General features: G+C 38.0%; 15 protein-coding genes, 2 tRNA genes and 1 riboswitch. Of the genes, 13 read left to right on the top strand and 4 right to left on the bottom strand.

What is annotated here, in order from left to right; genetic code table 11:
* Window positions 1-3: 3 nt before the first annotated feature.
* Window positions 4-75, bottom strand: a tRNA-Glu gene (locus tag R2Q70_RS01675).
* 80 nt (window positions 76-155) lie between these two features.
* Window positions 156-231, bottom strand: a tRNA-Met gene (locus R2Q70_RS01670).
* A gap of 113 nt (window positions 232-344) precedes the next feature.
* Between R2Q70_RS01670 and era the strand changes: the two genes are divergently transcribed.
* From era to R2Q70_RS01650, 4 genes are all read left to right on the top strand, one after another.
* Window positions 345-1,241, top strand: coding sequence for a GTPase Era (gene era / locus R2Q70_RS01665; protein WP_316805952.1), 897 nt, complete (start codon window positions 345-347; stop codon window positions 1,239-1,241).
* 15 nt (window positions 1,242-1,256) lie between these two features.
* Window positions 1,257-1,763, top strand: coding sequence for a TlpA disulfide reductase family protein (locus R2Q70_RS01660; RefSeq protein WP_316805951.1), 507 nt, complete (start codon window positions 1,257-1,259; stop codon window positions 1,761-1,763).
* Between the two features lie 155 nt (window positions 1,764-1,918).
* Complete coding sequence (gene der / locus R2Q70_RS01655) at window positions 1,919-3,220, top strand: ribosome biogenesis GTPase Der (protein WP_316805950.1); 1,302 nt, start codon at window positions 1,919-1,921, stop codon at window positions 3,218-3,220.
* Window positions 3,221-3,372: 152 nt separating this feature from the next.
* Window positions 3,373-3,882 (top strand): GNAT family N-acetyltransferase, encoded by a 510-nt coding sequence (locus tag R2Q70_RS01650; protein WP_316805949.1) that lies wholly within the window; start codon window positions 3,373-3,375, stop codon window positions 3,880-3,882.
* Between the two features lie 3 nt (window positions 3,883-3,885).
* On the opposite strand, the gene R2Q70_RS01645 is transcribed toward R2Q70_RS01650, so the two are convergent.
* Window positions 3,886-4,389, bottom strand: a complete 504-nt coding sequence (locus R2Q70_RS01645; protein ID WP_316805948.1) for a GNAT family N-acetyltransferase — start codon at window positions 4,387-4,389, stop codon at window positions 3,886-3,888.
* Between the two features lie 80 nt (window positions 4,390-4,469).
* Complete coding sequence (locus R2Q70_RS01640) at window positions 4,470-6,077, bottom strand: S41 family peptidase (RefSeq protein WP_316805947.1); 1,608 nt, start codon at window positions 6,075-6,077, stop codon at window positions 4,470-4,472.
* A gap of 189 nt (window positions 6,078-6,266) precedes the next feature.
* Here R2Q70_RS01640 and murQ point away from each other — a divergent pair, with 189 nt between their 5' ends.
* The 9 genes from murQ (at window position 6,267) to R2Q70_RS01595 (ending at window position 16,613) form a co-directional block, all read left to right on the top strand.
* Window positions 6,267-7,085: an N-acetylmuramic acid 6-phosphate etherase gene (gene murQ / locus R2Q70_RS01635; RefSeq protein ID WP_316805946.1), complete on the top strand. Its 819-nt coding sequence runs from the start codon at window positions 6,267-6,269 to the stop codon at window positions 7,083-7,085.
* Window positions 7,086-7,184: 99 nt separating this feature from the next.
* On the top strand, window positions 7,185-7,751 hold the full coding sequence (locus R2Q70_RS01630) for a hypothetical protein (protein ID WP_316805945.1): 567 nt from the start codon (window positions 7,185-7,187) through the stop codon (window positions 7,749-7,751).
* 39 nt (window positions 7,752-7,790) lie between these two features.
* Window positions 7,791-8,534 carry a Bax inhibitor-1/YccA family protein gene (locus tag R2Q70_RS01625; protein ID WP_316805944.1) on the top strand — a complete coding sequence of 248 codons (744 nt, stop codon included), beginning with the start codon at window positions 7,791-7,793 and terminating at the stop codon, window positions 8,532-8,534.
* A gap of 151 nt (window positions 8,535-8,685) precedes the next feature.
* Window positions 8,686-8,789: riboswitch (SAM riboswitch) on the top strand.
* A gap of 121 nt (window positions 8,790-8,910) precedes the next feature.
* Window positions 8,911-12,609, top strand: a complete 3,699-nt coding sequence (gene metH / locus R2Q70_RS01620) for a methionine synthase (RefSeq protein ID WP_316805943.1) — start codon at window positions 8,911-8,913, stop codon at window positions 12,607-12,609.
* Window positions 12,610-12,664: 55 nt separating this feature from the next.
* On the top strand, window positions 12,665-13,027 hold the full coding sequence (locus R2Q70_RS01615; protein ID WP_316805942.1) for a four helix bundle protein: 363 nt from the start codon (window positions 12,665-12,667) through the stop codon (window positions 13,025-13,027).
* A gap of 81 nt (window positions 13,028-13,108) precedes the next feature.
* Entirely contained in the window at window positions 13,109-14,062 is a 954-nt protein-coding gene (locus R2Q70_RS01610) for a methylenetetrahydrofolate reductase (protein ID WP_316805941.1), read from the top strand.
* 120 nt (window positions 14,063-14,182) lie between these two features.
* Window positions 14,183-14,482: a hypothetical protein gene (locus tag R2Q70_RS01605; RefSeq protein ID WP_316805940.1), complete on the top strand. Its 300-nt coding sequence runs from the start codon at window positions 14,183-14,185 to the stop codon at window positions 14,480-14,482.
* Window positions 14,483-14,547: 65 nt separating this feature from the next.
* Window positions 14,548-14,967: a tail fiber domain-containing protein gene (locus R2Q70_RS01600; RefSeq protein WP_316805939.1), complete on the top strand. Its 420-nt coding sequence runs from the start codon at window positions 14,548-14,550 to the stop codon at window positions 14,965-14,967.
* Window positions 14,968-15,179: 212 nt separating this feature from the next.
* Entirely contained in the window at window positions 15,180-16,613 is a 1,434-nt protein-coding gene (locus R2Q70_RS01595) for a glycoside hydrolase family 10 protein (RefSeq protein ID WP_316805938.1), read from the top strand.
* Window positions 16,614-16,676: the final 63 nt, after the last annotated feature.

Raw genomic sequence — 16,676 nt, 5'->3', positions numbered from 1 at the left:
TTGTAGCCCGTAGGGGAATCGAACCCCTGTTTCCAGAATGAAAATCTGGCGTCCTCACCCCTAGACGAACGGGCCATTTTCAATTTTTGAGTTTAGATTTTAGAATTAGGATTGTTTCAAATCTAAATTCGTAAATCTACCATCGTCAATCTACTTGGTAGCGGGGACACGACTCGAACGTGCGACCTTCGGGTTATGAGCCCGACGAGCTACCAACTGCTCCACCCCGCACTCTATACAACTCGTTTTAAGCTTAGATTAAATCCTTAATGCTGTTTCCGAATTGGAATGCAAAGATATAATTCGTTTCTTTGTGCTGCAAATTTTTTTTAAAAAATATTTCAATGGCGCATAAAGCAGGTTTTGTTAGTATAATAGGTAAACCAAACGTAGGTAAATCTACCCTAATGAATGTGCTTGTAGGCGAGCGACTTAGCATTATCACACCAAAAGCGCAAACTACAAGGCATCGTATTTTAGGTATTGTAAATGAAGAAGAATATCAGATTGTTTTTTCTGATACACCAGGTATTATCAAACCCAAGTATTCTTTGCAAGAGAGTATGATGAGTTTTGTTAATGGATCTTTAACTGATGCCGATGTACTTTTGTTCGTTACCGATATCAATGAAACGCATGATGAAGATGATGTACTGGATAAAATTTTAGACAGAAACATTCCAACTATTGTACTTATAAATAAAATTGATAAAGCTTTACAAGAACAGGTTGATGAGAAGATTGCCTATTGGCAGGAAAAGCTTAACCCCGTTTCTATTTATGCCATTTCTGCTTTGCATAAACATAATGTTGATGGGATTATGGCACACGTTTTAGATTTATTACCAGAGCATCCACCATATTATGATAAAGAAGATTTAACTGATCGCTCGGAACGTTTCTTTGTTTCTGAAATTATCCGTGAGAAAATTTTTCTGAATTACCAGAAAGAAATTCCTTACAGCACAGAGGTAATTGTTAAAAGTTTTAAAGAAGAAGCGCTTAAAAATGGTAAAGGCGATATGGTGCGCATCATGGCGGAAATCGTGGTCGAACGCGACTCTCAAAAAAACATTCTAATTGGAACGGGCGGAAGCATGCTTAAGAAAGTGGGTACGGAAGCACGTTTAGAAGTAGAGAAGTTTTTAGATACAAAGGTATTTTTAGAATTGTTTGTGAAAGTAATTCCAGATTGGAGAAGTAAAAAGAATTACCTGAAGAGCTTCGGTTATGATAATTAATTTCGAAATTTAGGGATGAAAAATTTTTTAATAACGCTCTTATTATTTTCCGGTTTTAAGGCTTTAGCACAGGAATCAAACAATGGTAAAAAGCTTTGGGCAAAATCTGTTTTAAATGAAAAAGCGCCAGAACTAATTGTAGAAAAATGGATTTCCAAACAGCCAAATACGAAGGGTAAATTCGTTTTGGTTGATTTTTGGGCAACCTGGTGTGGGCCATGCAGGGCTTACATTCCAACACTAAACGAAATTCAGAAAAAATATGCAGATCAGTTAGTCATCATTGGTATATCTGATGAAGCAGCAGAAAAGGTAGAAGCTTTTGCCAACCCAAAAATTGAATACTTTGAAGCAATTGATACCAAAGCAAAAGTGAAGAGTGCACTTGGTGTAACTGGTATTCCGCATGCTATTTTGATCGATCCGAAAGGTATAGTGAGGTGGGAAGGTTTTCCATTGCTGCAAAATAATCAGCTCACCGAAGATGTAATTAAAGGGCTCCTGAGCAAGTATAAAAATTAATATTGATAAAGGTTCCAAAAATTAACCTTACCTTTGCAGCCCGAAATAAATCGGTTAGTAGTTGATAGTCAATGGCTGATAGCCAAATAGTTTAAGCAGCTTGCTGAACATCCAGACCTTTAACTATAAGCCATTAACTATCAATAATACACGAAATGAGTAATATTATCGCCATCGTAGGCAGGCCAAACGTAGGCAAAAGCACCCTTTTTAATAGATTAACCGAAAGTCGCAAGGCCATTGTAGATGATATGAGCGGCGTAACCCGCGACAGGCACTATGGTTTAGGTGAGTGGACCGACAGACAATTCACCGTAATTGATACTGGAGGTTATGTAGCTAATTCTGAAGATGTTTATGAAGCTGCCATCCGTGAGCAAGTAATGATTGCCATTGAAGAAGCCAGTGTTCTGGTTTTTATGGTTGATGTTACCACTGGAATTACTGATTTGGATGATGATATTGCCCAGGTTTTGCGTAGAAGTAATAAGCCTGTTTTTGTTTGTGCTAATAAAGTAGATAATACTGCATTGTACAATGAAATTCATACTTTTTATGGTTTTGGTTTAGGCGAGGTTTATCCATTATCGTCAATGACTGGGTCGGGTACTGGTGAGTTATTGGATGAGATCGTAAAAAACTTTGAAGATATTCCGGAAGAGGAAAATCAATTGCCGAAAATTACTATCGCCGGTCGCCCGAATGTAGGTAAATCATCGTTGGTAAATGCTTTAATTGGTAAAGAACGTAATATTGTAACGGCCAATGCTGGTACCACCCGCGATTCGATAAAAATTCACTACAACCAGTTTGGACATGAATTTATGCTTATTGATACCGCCGGATTGCGTAAAAAAACAAAGGTTAAAGAAAACCTTGAATTTTATTCGGTAATGCGTACCATTAAAGCTTTAGAAGAAGCAGATGTTGTGGTACTAATGATTGATGCTGTTGAAGGTATCGAAAGTCAGGATATCAATATTTTCCATCTTGCGGAGAAAAATAAAAAGGGTATTGTTATTTTAATTAACAAATGGGATTTGATTGAAAAAAATACCCAGACCATGAAAGCTTTCGAGGAGCAAATTCACGAACGCATTCGCCCATTTACCGATGTGCCAATCATATTTACCTCAGTATTGAATAAGCAGCGTATTTTCAAAGCAATTGAGGCTGCTTTAGAAGTTTATAAAAACCGTGGAAAGAAAATTCCTACATCAAAATTAAATGATGTAATGTTGCCATTGATTGAGAAATTCCCACCACCAGCATTAAAAGGTAAACACATTAAAATCAAATACATCACGCAAATTAACGGTACCTCGCCAATGTTTGCGTTCTTCTGTAATTTGCCACAGTATATTAAAGATCCGTATAAACGTTTCATCGAAAATAAGTTAAGAGAGAATTTCGATTTTTCAGGTTCGCCAATTCAAATTTTCTTCAGGCAGAAATAATATTCTGCATTTTGAAACGAATATTTATAAAACAGGGCTTGTATTTCATCAGAAGTGCAGCCCTGTTCTTGTTTCAAGTGCAATGAAAAATCAAGATATTTCTACCTCAATAGCGTTAGTTAACTCAATAGCTAATTTCATATCTTCGTTTTATGCAAATTGAAGTAAAAAACAGCCAGCCGAATGATATAGATACCATCTTTGATTTTTACGACATGGCTGTTGCGCATCAAAAAAAGGTATTCAATAAACATTGGCAAGGCTTTAGCAGCGCTTTGGTGGAAACCGAAATTGAGGAGAACCGTCAATATAAAATTTTAGTTGATGGAAAAGTGGCATGCGTTTTTGCTGTAACTTTTACCGATCAGCTGATTTGGGGCGATCGAGATCATGATTCTTTATATATACACCGGATTGTAACGCATCCCGATTTCAGGGGTTATGCTTTCGTTAAAGAAATTATCAAATGGGCAAAGAAATATGCGATTGAACATACAATAAAATATATCAGGATGGATACCTGGGCAGATAATGAAAAGCTTTTGGAATATTATACCAGTTGTGGTTTCACGTACGTTGGCGTTGTTACCCTGCAACAATCAGACGGTTTACCGAAGCATTACGAAGGCATCAGTTTAAGTCTGTTTGAGATCGTTATGTAGGGTTTAGAAAGTGATTTTCCAGCTTAGCATATCATCTACTTCTCCAATATGGAGGAAGTGGTTTTTTTCTAATATGGAATATGAAGCCACATTTCGCTTTTCTGTAGCCGCAAATATCGATCTTACATGAGGTTGATCCTTAGCCCACTCTACAATTCTGCCTACCGCTTCGGTCATAAAGCCCTTCCCCCTAAATTCTTCGTAAGTTCCATATCCAATCTCAATTTCTCCTTCCGCATCAGGTTCGCCTACGAAACAAATATCTCCTACCATCCTGTTGTCTGGCTTAGAAATTATCGCCCAAAGCGTATGGTATAAATAATCCTTATCCCGATCAGAAACATTTGGTAAAATGGTTTGCGCTAATGCATCATGTAATGATCTGGAAATGTTTTTCTTTGTGGGTAAAAGCTTTAACTCCTTTTCGAGGGAATGATCGTCCTTAATGTATTTTAACAGTTGATTATGCGTAAGAGGCTTTAAAATAAGGCGATCGGTTTCTAACATGTGAGGCGTTCCTGGTAAGAAAATTTGCGTAGTTTATTTAAGTTACGGGATGAAATCTCTCAAAGATGCATTTGGTGAAGTTATTGCAAATTCACCAAAGCTTGCTTCACTGCGTTATCATTTTGATTTGCCGAACGGTAATAGCCTACATCGCCGAGGTAATAACGGCAAAGTAATGCTTTTAAATCGTTAAGAATAACTGATTTGGAATTGTACAATTGAAAACGATCAATCTGAACATTCTTTCGTTGCAAATAACCAATAAAATCTTTAAAATCATTATCGCCAAGCGTAAAAGAGTTGATGTTTTGCTCTACAAAGCCGGCATTGTATTTATTGGTTAATACATTAAAAACGTAATCTGAAAGAATTTTTTTGCTTACCAGCGTTGCATAAAATCTGTTGTAACCTGCAGTGTCTAGCTTAACAAAAACATCTGGTCGAATACCGCCATTTGGCTTTTGCTTTTTGCTGTTTTGAATTGCTACGCCTTCAGCTTTTTCAATTGAGTCCTGAAACGAAGTACGATCGCCGGTTAACTCACCATCCATCATTCTTTCATCTAACTCATGTTTGTAAGCATCATAACCTTTTTTGTAAGATTTTTGAATACTTCGTCCCGATGGGGTGTAATATCTTGCAATTGTTAAATTCAACGCAGAGCCATCTCCAAAAGAAAATTGTTCCTGCACCAGTCCTTTACCAAAAGAACGGCGGCCAATGATAATCCCGCGGCCTAAATCCTGAATGGCTCCGGCAACAATCTCACTTGCAGAAGCCGTATTTTCGTTAATCAGGATAGCAAGCTTTCCGTTTTGAAATGAACCTGAACCTGTAGAGAAGTAATCTGTACGGGGTTCGTGTTTACCTTGCGTATATACAATCAGTTTATTTTCTGGTAAAAACTGATCGGCCAGGCCTGTGGCTGCAGAAAAATATCCACCGCCATTGTCGCGTAGGTCGAGAATCAGCTTTTTCATTCCCTTTGCTTTCAGATTATTAGCAGCCGTAGCAAAATCATTATCAGTATTGGCGCCAAATTTACTGATCCTCACATAACCCGTTTCGGAATTAATCATGTATGCCGCATCGATACTACTAATATTTACTTTACCTCTGGTAACCATCAAACGGCTTTGCACTTGAGTACCGCTATGCATTAAGGTAACACTTACGCCGCTACCAGCTTTACCTCTAAAACGACCAGTAAGTTGTTCTTTCGGTAAATTCCTTCCACTCACCGTCGCGGTATCGATAGTTAAAATTTTATCACCCAATTTTATTCCAGCCTGGTAAGCCGGACCATCCTTAACCACGCCCGTAACCATCATGGTATCATTAAGCATATAATATTCAATGCCTACTCCTTCAAAGTTTCCTTCCAGGTTATCGCTCATATCCTGGGCATCTGTTGGAGGCAAGTAAACGCTGTGTGGATCTAACTGATGTAAAACGCTATCGATAGGAAGATTTTGAAATGAATCGGTATTAATATCATCAACATAATTTTTATTGATGATGTGGAGGATTTCCTCAAGCTTGCCATCACTGTTAACAGCTAATTGTGGACTTCTTTTTACACCGAAACCTTGATCTTTGATGAACTTTATGCCCAAAATCATACCCACTATTAAAATTACAGAATAGCTTATTGCAATTAGTATGTTATTTCGGGTATTCTTTTTCATTAGCGCTATGCAAATTTATGAAATTTAGCGGTTTACTATATTTTTTAACTGCATTTTCCTGTCTTTTGTTTCTAATATTTAACATAAATTAACGCTATAAATTAGCCGTAAGAATTTTAGCCGACATATTTTTGAGTTTTTAGGGTACTTTTTAAAAAGAATTTACCGAATTTTATCAAAATTAAATTTATGAACAGAGTTACCGAGCAGGAATCTAACTATAACAATATCGATCAAATGTCGGTGTTAGAGGTTTTGCAGGGCATTAATGATGAAGATAAAACTGTTGCTTACGCGGTTGAAAAATCTTTGCCTCAAATAGAAAAACTAACTTCGGCAGTAGCCGAAAGAATGAAAAAAGGTGGTCGTTTATTTTACATCGGCGCAGGTACAAGCGGTCGCTTAGGCGTGGTTGATGCATCTGAATGTCCGCCGACTTACGGTGTGCCCTTTGACTGGGTAGTGGGTATTATCGCAGGTGGAGATACGGCAATCAGAAAAGCTGTGGAATTTGCTGAAGATGATGCTGTTCAGGCCTGGAAAGACCTCGAAGAATTCAATATCAACGAAAAAGATTGTTTGGTTGGCTTAGCCGCATCAGGAACCACACCATACGTAATTGGTGGTTTAAATACCGCCCGTAAACATGGGGTTTTAACGGGTTGCATTGTTTGTAATACTGGTGGACCAATTGCTGCTGAATCTGATTTCCCGGTTGAAGTGGTTGTAGGCCCTGAGTTTATTACAGGTTCAACAAGAATGAAATCTGGTACAGCACAAAAGCTGGTTTTAAATATGCTGAGTACCACGGTAATGGTACAATTAGGACGGGTGGTTGGAAACAAAATGGTAGATATGCAGTTAACCAATAATAAACTGGTTGATCGTGGGACACAAATGGTGGCAGACGAATTGAACATTGGTTATGATGATGCAGCCGATTTGCTTACGCAACATGGAAGTGTTCGTAAAGCTGTTGAGGCGGGACAGCAAGGGGTTAAAAGTTAAAAGATATACGTTTTAAGTCTGGATGTTCATAAAACCTTCGCAATACTAAAGTCTGGATCAATACACGTTTATCTTTTAACCTACAACTTTTAACTCAAAATGCACGAAATCGAGCCTTATTACCAGTGGAGAGATGATTATATTTCGGCAGAAGATGAGCGCTCGCCGTTTTACAATACCGAATATTCGGAAATTTATTTCGATAAACAGATTTATAATTTCTTGCTGCATCCGCAGTGGGACGAATTTGGATCGAACACCCTTTATATGAAGGTGCTTTACGCCGATTACGATAGGAGTTATGCGATTATCGAATTTATTGGTGAATGGAACGATGCCATCAACAATGATATCATGTTATTAAAACGAGATATTCTGGAGTTAATGATGGATGAGGGCATTAACAAATTCATCTTGATTGGCGAGAATGTTTTAAATTTTCATGCTTCTGATGATAGTTACTACGAAGAATGGTTTCAGGAGGTAGAAGATGGCTGGATTGTTGGTGTTAACTTTCAGGAACATGTGATTTCAGAGTTCAGGGATAACAACATTGATTACTACATCAATTTTGGTGGCGCTTTTGATCATCTCCCCTGGCGAACTTTGAAGCCCTTACAATTCTATAAGAAAGTTGAAGAACTACTGACAAAAAGATTGAACTAAATTGTTATTTTTAAAATTATTAAATACACTCAATTAAAAATGGAACAACAAAATTATAATTATCAAACCAATAGTGTTTTCGTACAGGAAAATTCTGTGTCGAAGAAATTTTTTGCAAATGTCTTTTTATGGATGTTTGTGGCATTAACCTTATCTACCTTATCTGCTTTCTATATCTCAAATACTGAATCAGCACTCAGGGCATTAATCAATTTCGAAACTGGTCAAAGAACAGGTTTAGGTTATGTGGCCATGTTTGCACCACTTGGCTTAGTTTTGGTTATGGGTGCTGGTTTTTCAAGATTATCTTACGCAGCTTTATTGGGTGTTTTTGTGCTCTTTTCGGTTTTGCTCGGCGTGAGCTTAAGTTTTATTTTACTTATTTATACCGGAACATCTATTATTACCTGTTTCGCGGCAGCAGCTGGTATTTTTGGTATTATGGCCGTTATGGGTTATACCACAAATATTGATTTGAGTAAATTCGGCCCAATATTAATGGTTGGCGTTGCCGGATTATTTATCGCAAGTATTGCCAATATGTTTATTAAAAGTGAGCAATTTAGTTTAATCATGGCCTTTATCGGTATTGCTGTTTTTACGGCCTTAACTGCTTATGATGTGCAAAAGATTAAAAGAATTGGTCAGGGCATTGAAGAAAGTGGTGAAACCATTCCATCTGCCGATACGAAAAAGCTGGCAATTATGGCTGCGTTATCGTTATACCTTGATTTTATTAATATCTTCCTTTTCTTACTTCGTATTTTTGGAAGTAGAAAATAATATGGTAAGTCTGGGTAATCAGATTTACGATTTTAAACGTTATCACGAAACAATATTCTTAAGGCTGTGCAGTTTTGCATGGCCTTTGTAATTTTATTTGGCTGCCAGCTGATAATTTTTGGAATTGATGTTGCTTTGTTGCATTTTTGTATGCTTATTAAGAAAGACGGAGGGATTAGACCCAACGAAGTCTTAGCAACCTGTGCCAACAAGGTGCTACATTCTAATCTCAGCAGTGGCGAGAGCAGATAAGTTTTAGTGGTAATCAATATACCAACTTTTAAGATAAGCCTTTTTGGAGATGTAAGATGTTCAATGTAAGATGTTTAACGCGTCTTTCCATTTTCCATTTTCCATCTTACATTTTACAAAGCAAATGAGTATAAGAGAAGAATTAGAAAAACGTATTTTAGTAATCGATGGTGCGATGGGAACCATGATTCAGCGTTATACTTTAACTGAAGAAGATTTTAGAGGGGAACGTTTTAAAGATCATCCATGTGATGTAAAAGGCAATAACGATTTGCTTAACATTACACGCCCTGATATTATTAAAGCCATACATCTTGAATATTTAACGGCCGGAGCCGATATTATAGAAACCAATACGTTCAGTACGCAAAGAATTTCGATGGCTGATTACCAGATGGAAGATCTTTCGTATGAAATGAGTTACGAAGGTGCCCGTGTGGCAAAAGCGGCAGCTGATGAATTTATGGCGGCTAATCCCGATCGTAAATGTTTCGTCGCTGGTGCAATCGGACCAACCAACCGTACACTTTCCATGTCGCCAAATGTAAACGATCCGGGCTTTAGGGCCGTTTATTTTGATGAACTTGAAGCTGCATATTACGAGCAGGTTCGCGGTTTGGTAGATGGCGGTTCGGATGTGTTATTAATCGAAACTATTTTTGATACGCTAAATGCTAAAGTGGCCATTGTAGCCATTAAAAAATACGAAGAAGTTATCGGTCGTAAACTGGAAATTATGATTTCCGGAACCATTACCGATGCCTCTGGAAGAACACTTTCCGGGCAAACAGCTGAAGCTTTTTTAAACTCAGTAATGCATGCAAAACCTTTAAGTATTGGTTTCAATTGCGCTTTAGGAGCGAAAGAAATGCGTCCGCATATCGAAGAACTGGCCAATAAAGCTGGTTGTTATGTTTCGGCCTATCCAAATGCGGGTTTGCCAAATGAGTTTGGCGCTTACGATGAGCAGCCTCATGAAACGGCTCATTTGGTAGATGATTTTATTCAGTCAGGATTTGTAAATATTGTGGGCGGTTGTTGTGGAACCACACCTGATCACATTGGTTGCATCGCCAAAAATGCGAAAAAAGCATCTCCCAGAAAGTTGCCCGTTATCGAACCATTTATGCGTTTGAGTGGTTTGGAACCGGTTACCATAAAACCAGATAGCATTTTTGTAAACGTTGGAGAAAGAACTAATATCACTGGTTCGCCAAAGTTTTCAAAATTAATTTTGGGTGGCGATTACGAAGCTGCTTTAGCCGTCGCTTTGCAACAGGTAGAAGGTGGGGCGCAGGTAATTGATGTGAATATGGATGAAGGTATGCTTGATTCGGAAGCTGCCATGACCAAATTTTTGAACCTCATTGCTTCCGAACCGGATATAGCCAAACTGCCGATTATGGTCGATTCTTCTAAATGGTCGGTTATTGAAAATGGTTTAAAATGTTTACAGGGAAAAGGAATTGTAAATTCAATTTCGCTTAAAGAAGGCGAGGAAAAATTCCGCGAAAGCGCCCGTAAAATTATGCAATACGGTGCTGCGGTTGTGGTGATGGCTTTTGATGAACAAGGTCAGGCCGACAATTACGAACGAAGAAAAGAAATTTGCAAACGCAGTTATGATATTTTGGTAAATGAAATTGGTTTTCCTCCTGAGGATATTATTTTCGATCCGAATATTTTAACCGTTGCAACAGGATTAGAAGAGCATAATAATTACGCTGTAGATTTTATTAATGCCACAAGGTGGATTAAGGAAAATCTGCCTTATGCAAAAGTAAGTGGCGGTGTTTCCAATATATCATTCTCTTTTAGAGGAAACAATGTCGTTCGCGAAGCCATGCACTCTGCGTTTCTTTATCATGCCATTCAGGCTGGTTTGGATATGGGAATTGTAAACGCTGGAATGCTCGAAGTTTACCAGGAAATTCCACCTGAACTTTTAGAAAGGGTAGAAGACGTGTTGCTGAACCGTAGAGATGATGCAACCGAGCGGCTGGTGGAATATGCTGATACGGTTAAATCAAAAGGAAAAGAGGTTGTTAAAGATGAAGAATGGAGAAAGGGTTCGGTAGAGGAAAGGCTATCGCATTCTTTGGTAAAAGGTATTGTTGAATACCTTGATGATGATGTGGAAGAAGCACGACAAAAATACGCCCGCCCGATTCAGGTAATCGAAGGTCCGTTGATGGATGGAATGAATATCGTGGGTGATTTGTTTGGTGCCGGAAAAATGTTCCTGCCTCAGGTGGTAAAATCGGCAAGGGTAATGAAAAAGGCTGTGGCTTATTTGCTTCCTTTCATTGAGCAAGAGAAGCTGGATAATCCGGATCAGGACCAAAATTCTTCTGCAGGAAGAGTATTGATGGCTACTGTTAAAGGCGATGTACACGATATTGGGAAAAATATTGTAGGTGTAGTTTTGGCCTGTAACAACTTCGAAATTGTTGATATGGGTGTGATGGTTCCTGCTCAGGAAATCATCAAAAAAGCTAAAGAAATTAATGCGGATATCATTGGTTTAAGCGGTTTAATCACACCTTCATTAGATGAAATGGTTCATTTTGCCAAAGAAATGGAGCGTGAAGGTTTTACCATTCCACTGATTATTGGTGGTGCTACAACTTCGCGTATCCATGCTGCAGTAAAGGTTGCGCCAAATTATTCTGGTCCGGCGATTCATGTTTTAGACGCATCAAGAAGTGTTACGGTTTGCAGTACTTTAATGAATCCGGAAACCAAAGATGATTACGTTGCAGGTATCAGAGCAGAATATGATAAAGCCCGTGAAGCGCATTTAAATAAACGTTCTGATAAACGTTTTAAAACTATAGAAGAAGCAAGAGAAAATAAATTCAAGATAGATTTTAAATCAGATTTACCTGTTCCTGAATTTACTGGCACAAGAGTTTTTGATAACTATCCTTTGGAAGAATTGGTGCCCTACATTGATTGGACCCCATTTTTCCATACCTGGGAACTTCGTGGCAGTTATCCTAAAATATTTGATGATAAAAATGTTGGCGATGAAGCTAAAAAGCTTTTTGATGATGCACAGGCTTTACTAAAACGGATTTTGGATGAAAAACTGCTTACAGCAAGGGCTGTAATTGGTTTTTGGCCGGCAAATTCGGTTGGCGATGACATTGAGTTACAAGTTGCAGGTTACGGGTTACAAGACCTGCAACCTGCAACTCATAACACGCAACCCATCAAAATCCACACCCTTCGCCAGCAGGCTGAGAAAGTAGATGGACAGCCATATTACGCATTATCCGATTTTATAGCTCCAAAGGAAAGCGGTATTCAGGATTATTTTGGTGGCTTTGCGGTAACTGCAGGTATCGGGATAGATGAATTGGTAGCTGAATTCGAGTCAAATCACGATGATTATAACAGCATCATGGCCAAAGCATTAGCCGATCGTTTGGCCGAGGCATTTGCCGAACGGATGCATGAACGTGTGCGTAAAGAATACTGGGGATATGCTAAAGATGAAAATTTAAGCAATCAGGAATTGATCAAAGAAGAGTATGCAGGTATTCGTCCGGCTCCAGGTTATCCAGCTTGTCCGGAACATACTGAAAAAGGCACTTTATTTCAACTGCTCGATGCTGAAAATAAAATCGGATTGCATTTAACTGAAAGTTATGCCATGTATCCAACAGCAGCCGTTAGCGGGTTTTACTTCGCACATCCCGAATCGAGATATTTTGGCTTAGGAAAAATTACTAAAGATCAGATTGATGATTATGCAGTTCGTAAAGGTATGTCTGTTGAGGAAGTAGAAAGATGGTTGAGCCCGAATTTGGCTTATTAGTTTTTTGGTTGTTTAGTTTATAGTTGTTTAGATAACTTAATTTTTGGTTAACAATATGGCATATCAAAAATATACTGAATTGGAGGTTTGGAAGAAGGCAAGGATATTTACTGCTTTTATTTACAAATTAACAGCCTCCTTTCCAAAAGAGGAGATATATGGATTGGTTTCTCAAATCAGACGGTGTGCAGTTTCAGTACCTTCAAATATTGCAGAGGGATCTGGAAGACAGCATCCTAAAGAAACTATTCAATTTTTAGCGATTGCTAGAGGATCATTATATGAATTGGAAACTCATATTTATGTCTCCTTTGATATTGGATTTGTCTCTGAATTACAATTAAACGATTGTCTTTCACAAATAGAGGTATTAGGTAAATTGATTAATGGTTACATAAGATTTTTAAATAAAGAATAATTACGGTATCAGTGTTTTTTAAGATGAGGTTGGATGAGCCTATTTATCTAAAAAACGAATAACCAACCAACTAACCAACTAATGAAAATTACAGATCATATAAAAAACGCAAATGGCAAAGCGCTATTCTCTTTTGAACTATTGCCGCCTATTAAAGGGCAAAGTATCCAATGGATTTATGATGCCATTGATCCTTTGCTAGAGTTTAATCCTCCTTTTATTGATGTCACATCGTTAAGAGAAGATTATATTTACAAAGAGCAGGACAATGGTTTGTTGCAAAAGGTTTCTTATCGCAAACGTCCGGGAACCATTGCCATCTGTGCGGCAATTATTCATAAATATAAAATCGATGCCGTTCCCCATTTAATTTGTGGTGGTTTTACCAAAGAAGAAACTGAAAATGCTTTAATCGATTTACAGTTTCTGGGAATCGACAATGTTTTGGCGCTGCGAGGTGATGCCCGTGCTGCTGACACCGCTTTTATTCCTACTAAAGGCGGGCATTGCTATGCTACAGATTTAATTGAGCACATTAAAAACCACAATGAAGGCAAGTTTCTTCATGAGGATATAGAGACATTTAAAAGTGATTTTTGTATCGGCGTTGCCGGATATCCTGAAAAACATTTCGAAGCACCGAATCTAAACGCTGATTTCAAATACCTGAAAAAGAAGGTAGATATGGGTGCGGAGTTTATCGTTACACAAATGTTTTTCGATAATCAAAAGTATTTCGACTTTGTTAAAAAATGCCGTGAGAACGATATTAATGTGCCGATTATTCCAGGTTTAAAACCAATCAGTACGCTTACGCAGTTAAATGTTTTGCCGAAAATTTTTCACATCGATCTTCCTGATGAACTGACTGATACATTAGCGCATGCTAAGAATAATGCCGAAGCAAAAGAAATTGGAACTGCCGCCATGATTAAGCAGTGTAAAGAACTTATTGATTTTGGAGCACCAGTTTTGCATTTTTACACCATGGGCAGGCCAGAACAAACGCGTCAAATTGCCCGAGCTATATTTTAGGTTTAACATAAATGATATTTTAATCCATCGTTCTGATTAAGGGCGATGGATTTTTATTTTCTTACAGAACTTTAACAGACAATATTTGTTAATTAAATCGTACAACTTATATTTGTAACAATGAAGTTTAGTGGTTTTAAATATATCTTAATTCTTTGCCTGGCAATCGCTTTGTTTTTGAAGGTGGGCAATGTTTTATCGTATTTAAGCTATGCTGCAGTAGATATCGAAAATGTATCATCAAATGATGCTACAGAAAAAGAAGACAAGAAAGTAGAAACGGAATATTTCGCTCAAGATTTTCTAATGATTAATGATGCTGTATGGGCGTTTGAAATGCCTGCCAAAGTGATTATCCCAAATCACTTTGATAAATTAAGCTATTTTCCTGAGGTTTTAACACCTCCTCCTGCCGTTTAGAAATTATTTTCTAAAATCATCCCTAATTAAGGGTAATCCATTTTTTAATCTAAATATATAATCATATGAAACGAGCAATTTCATTAGGTTTTGCAGTATTTTTAATTGCTGCATCCTTAAAAATCAGTGCACAAGAAGTGGCACAAACAAACGTGAAACCAGTAAGTAACTCATTGGAATTGGTTTCTAAATTACAACCTGTAAGCTTTAATTATGATAAAGCCTGGGCAGAAAAACTTAAGCTACCATCAACATCACAGTATGGCTTTGTAGGTGCTGATGCAAAGGCAGCAGTTCCATCTGTTGTAGCGGTACAGGCCAAACAATATCCGGCAGGTAAAAACGCTTATAATTCGGCAACGCTTACCAAGGTTGATTATGAAAGTTTAATTCCTTTGTTGGTTGGAAGTATTAAAGAACAGCAGAAACAGATTGAGGAGTTAAAAAATGAACTACGTTCATTAAAATCTCAGGCATCAAAATAATTAGGTTTAGTTTTATAGTTGAAAGGTTGGAGTTTTTTAATTCCAGCCTTTTTTTTGTCAGACCAAGAAAGGTGAAAAATTTAAAAAAACTGTAGGCCGAAAGACATAAATCCAGTATGTTTATCATTCAATTTTATTTCATGCTCAAGAAACATTTACTTTTATTACTGACCTTTGTCTTTGGTTTTCTCTGCACAAAAGCTCAGGTTTCAATGCCGCAGCTTCCAAGCCCTGAACGAGAATTTAGGGCAGCATGGGTGGCTTCGGTTGCAAATATAAACTGGCCGAGCAAACCTGGTTTATCTACCCAGCAGCAGCAAGATGAAGCCATTGCTTTATTGGATCTCTTGAAGAAAAATAATTTCAATGCGGTTATTTTTCAGGTTCGGCCGCAGGCTGATGCGTTATATAAAAGCAATATAGAACCCTGGTCGTATTTTTTAACAGGCGTTCAAGGTCAGGCACCAAAACCCTATTACGATCCGCTGGAATTTTGGATAGATGCAGCACATGAACGAGGGTTGGAACTGCATGTTTGGTTAAATCCTTATCGGGCCCATCATATCTCTGGTGGTCAACCTTCAGCATCATCGGTGGTAAAAAAACATCCGGAACTGGTTTATAAATTGAAGCAAGGTTACTGGTGGCTCGATCCATCAAAAAAAGGCACACAAGATTTATCTGCCGATGTTGTTAAAGATATTGTGAAACGATACGATATAGATGGCGTACATTTCGACGATTATTTTTATCCCTATGCCGAGTACAACGGCGGGGCAGATTTTCCCGATTCGGCAAGTTATGCTGAATACCAACAAAACGGTGGTAAGCTGGCTGTCGGCGACTGGAGAAGAGATCAGGTAAATACCTTTATCCAGCGGGTTTATAAGATCATCAAAGACGAAAAAAAACATGTTAAATTTGGCATTAGTCCATTCGGGATCTGGCGGCCAGGGTTTCCAGAATCTATCAAAGGGTTTGATCAATATGACAAGTTATATGCTGACGCTAAGCTTTGGTTAAATGAGGGTTGGATCGATTATTTTATGCCACAGTTATATTGGCAGGTAAATAACATTCCTCAAAGCTTCCCGGTGCTGTTGGGTTGGTGGCAGTCAGAAAACACCAAGCAGCGTCACCTGTGGCCTGGAATGAACAGTGGGATTGGTGGCGGAGACAAAAACAGCGATGAAATTATTAACCAAATTATGATCACCAGAGGGATTTTGCCTAAATCGCCCGGTGCTGCCCATTGGAGCATTGCTGCATTGGTCATGCATGAAAGCTTACGTCGTGATTTATTAAAAGGACCCTATAAAAACGAAGCCTTAGTTCCTGCTTCGCCCTGGTTAGATGACGATAAACCATTATCTCCAAAAGTAGAAACGGAGAGTAGAGATGCTGATTTATACATTAAATGGAAACCAGCAAACAAGAAAGACGAGTTCAAATATATAGTTTACACCAATTATGGCGGCAAATGGACTTATACCATTTTAAATTATAAGAGCAGGTTTTTACAAATTCCGAAAGTGTTGTTTGCTGATGCTGCAAAATTAATTAAACAGGATTTACAGGGTATAGCCGTTACAGCAATTGATAGAACCGGCAATGAAAGTGAAGTTAAAATTGAGCAGGTTTTGTAAAGGATTAAAAATCCTTGGTTCATTAGTACTTGCGTTGTTGGTCGAGATTTGCAATCTCGACCC

The sequence above is a fragment of the Pedobacter agri genome, from assembly GCF_032678665.1.
In the GTDB taxonomy this organism is placed as follows: domain Bacteria; phylum Bacteroidota; class Bacteroidia; order Sphingobacteriales; family Sphingobacteriaceae; genus Pedobacter; species Pedobacter agri_A.
Note: the sequence above shows the minus strand (reverse complement) of the source record. Positions and strands in the feature narration are given on the sequence as shown.

Bases quoted from the DNA above. Each gene is read 5' to 3' on its own strand.
- R2Q70_RS01610 (WP_316805941.1), top strand. From the start codon at position 13,109: ATGAAAATTACAGATCATATAAAAAACGCAAATGGCAAAGCGCTATTC.
- R2Q70_RS01600 (WP_316805939.1), top strand. From the start codon at position 14,548: ATGAAACGAGCAATTTCATTAGGTTTTGCAGTATTTTTAATTGCTGCA.
- R2Q70_RS01660 (WP_316805951.1), top strand. From the start codon at position 1,257: ATGAAAAATTTTTTAATAACGCTCTTATTATTTTCCGGTTTTAAGGCT.
- murQ (WP_316805946.1), top strand. From the start codon at position 6,267: ATGAACAGAGTTACCGAGCAGGAATCTAACTATAACAATATCGATCAA.
- metH (WP_316805943.1), top strand. From the start codon at position 8,911: ATGAGTATAAGAGAAGAATTAGAAAAACGTATTTTAGTAATCGATGGT.
- R2Q70_RS01640 (WP_316805947.1), bottom strand. From the start codon at position 6,077: ATGAAAAAGAATACCCGAAATAACATACTAATTGCAATAAGCTATTCT.
- der (WP_316805950.1), top strand. From the start codon at position 1,919: ATGAGTAATATTATCGCCATCGTAGGCAGGCCAAACGTAGGCAAAAGC.
- R2Q70_RS01625 (WP_316805944.1), top strand. From the start codon at position 7,791: ATGGAACAACAAAATTATAATTATCAAACCAATAGTGTTTTCGTACAG.
- R2Q70_RS01630 (WP_316805945.1), top strand. From the start codon at position 7,185: ATGCACGAAATCGAGCCTTATTACCAGTGGAGAGATGATTATATTTCG.
- era (WP_316805952.1), top strand. From the start codon at position 345: ATGGCGCATAAAGCAGGTTTTGTTAGTATAATAGGTAAACCAAACGTA.
- R2Q70_RS01645 (WP_316805948.1), bottom strand. From the start codon at position 4,389: ATGTTAGAAACCGATCGCCTTATTTTAAAGCCTCTTACGCATAATCAA.
- R2Q70_RS01605 (WP_316805940.1), top strand. From the start codon at position 14,183: ATGAAGTTTAGTGGTTTTAAATATATCTTAATTCTTTGCCTGGCAATC.
- R2Q70_RS01650 (WP_316805949.1), top strand. From the start codon at position 3,373: ATGCAAATTGAAGTAAAAAACAGCCAGCCGAATGATATAGATACCATC.
- R2Q70_RS01595 (WP_316805938.1), top strand. From the start codon at position 15,180: ATGCCGCAGCTTCCAAGCCCTGAACGAGAATTTAGGGCAGCATGGGTG.
- R2Q70_RS01615 (WP_316805942.1), top strand. From the start codon at position 12,665: ATGGCATATCAAAAATATACTGAATTGGAGGTTTGGAAGAAGGCAAGG.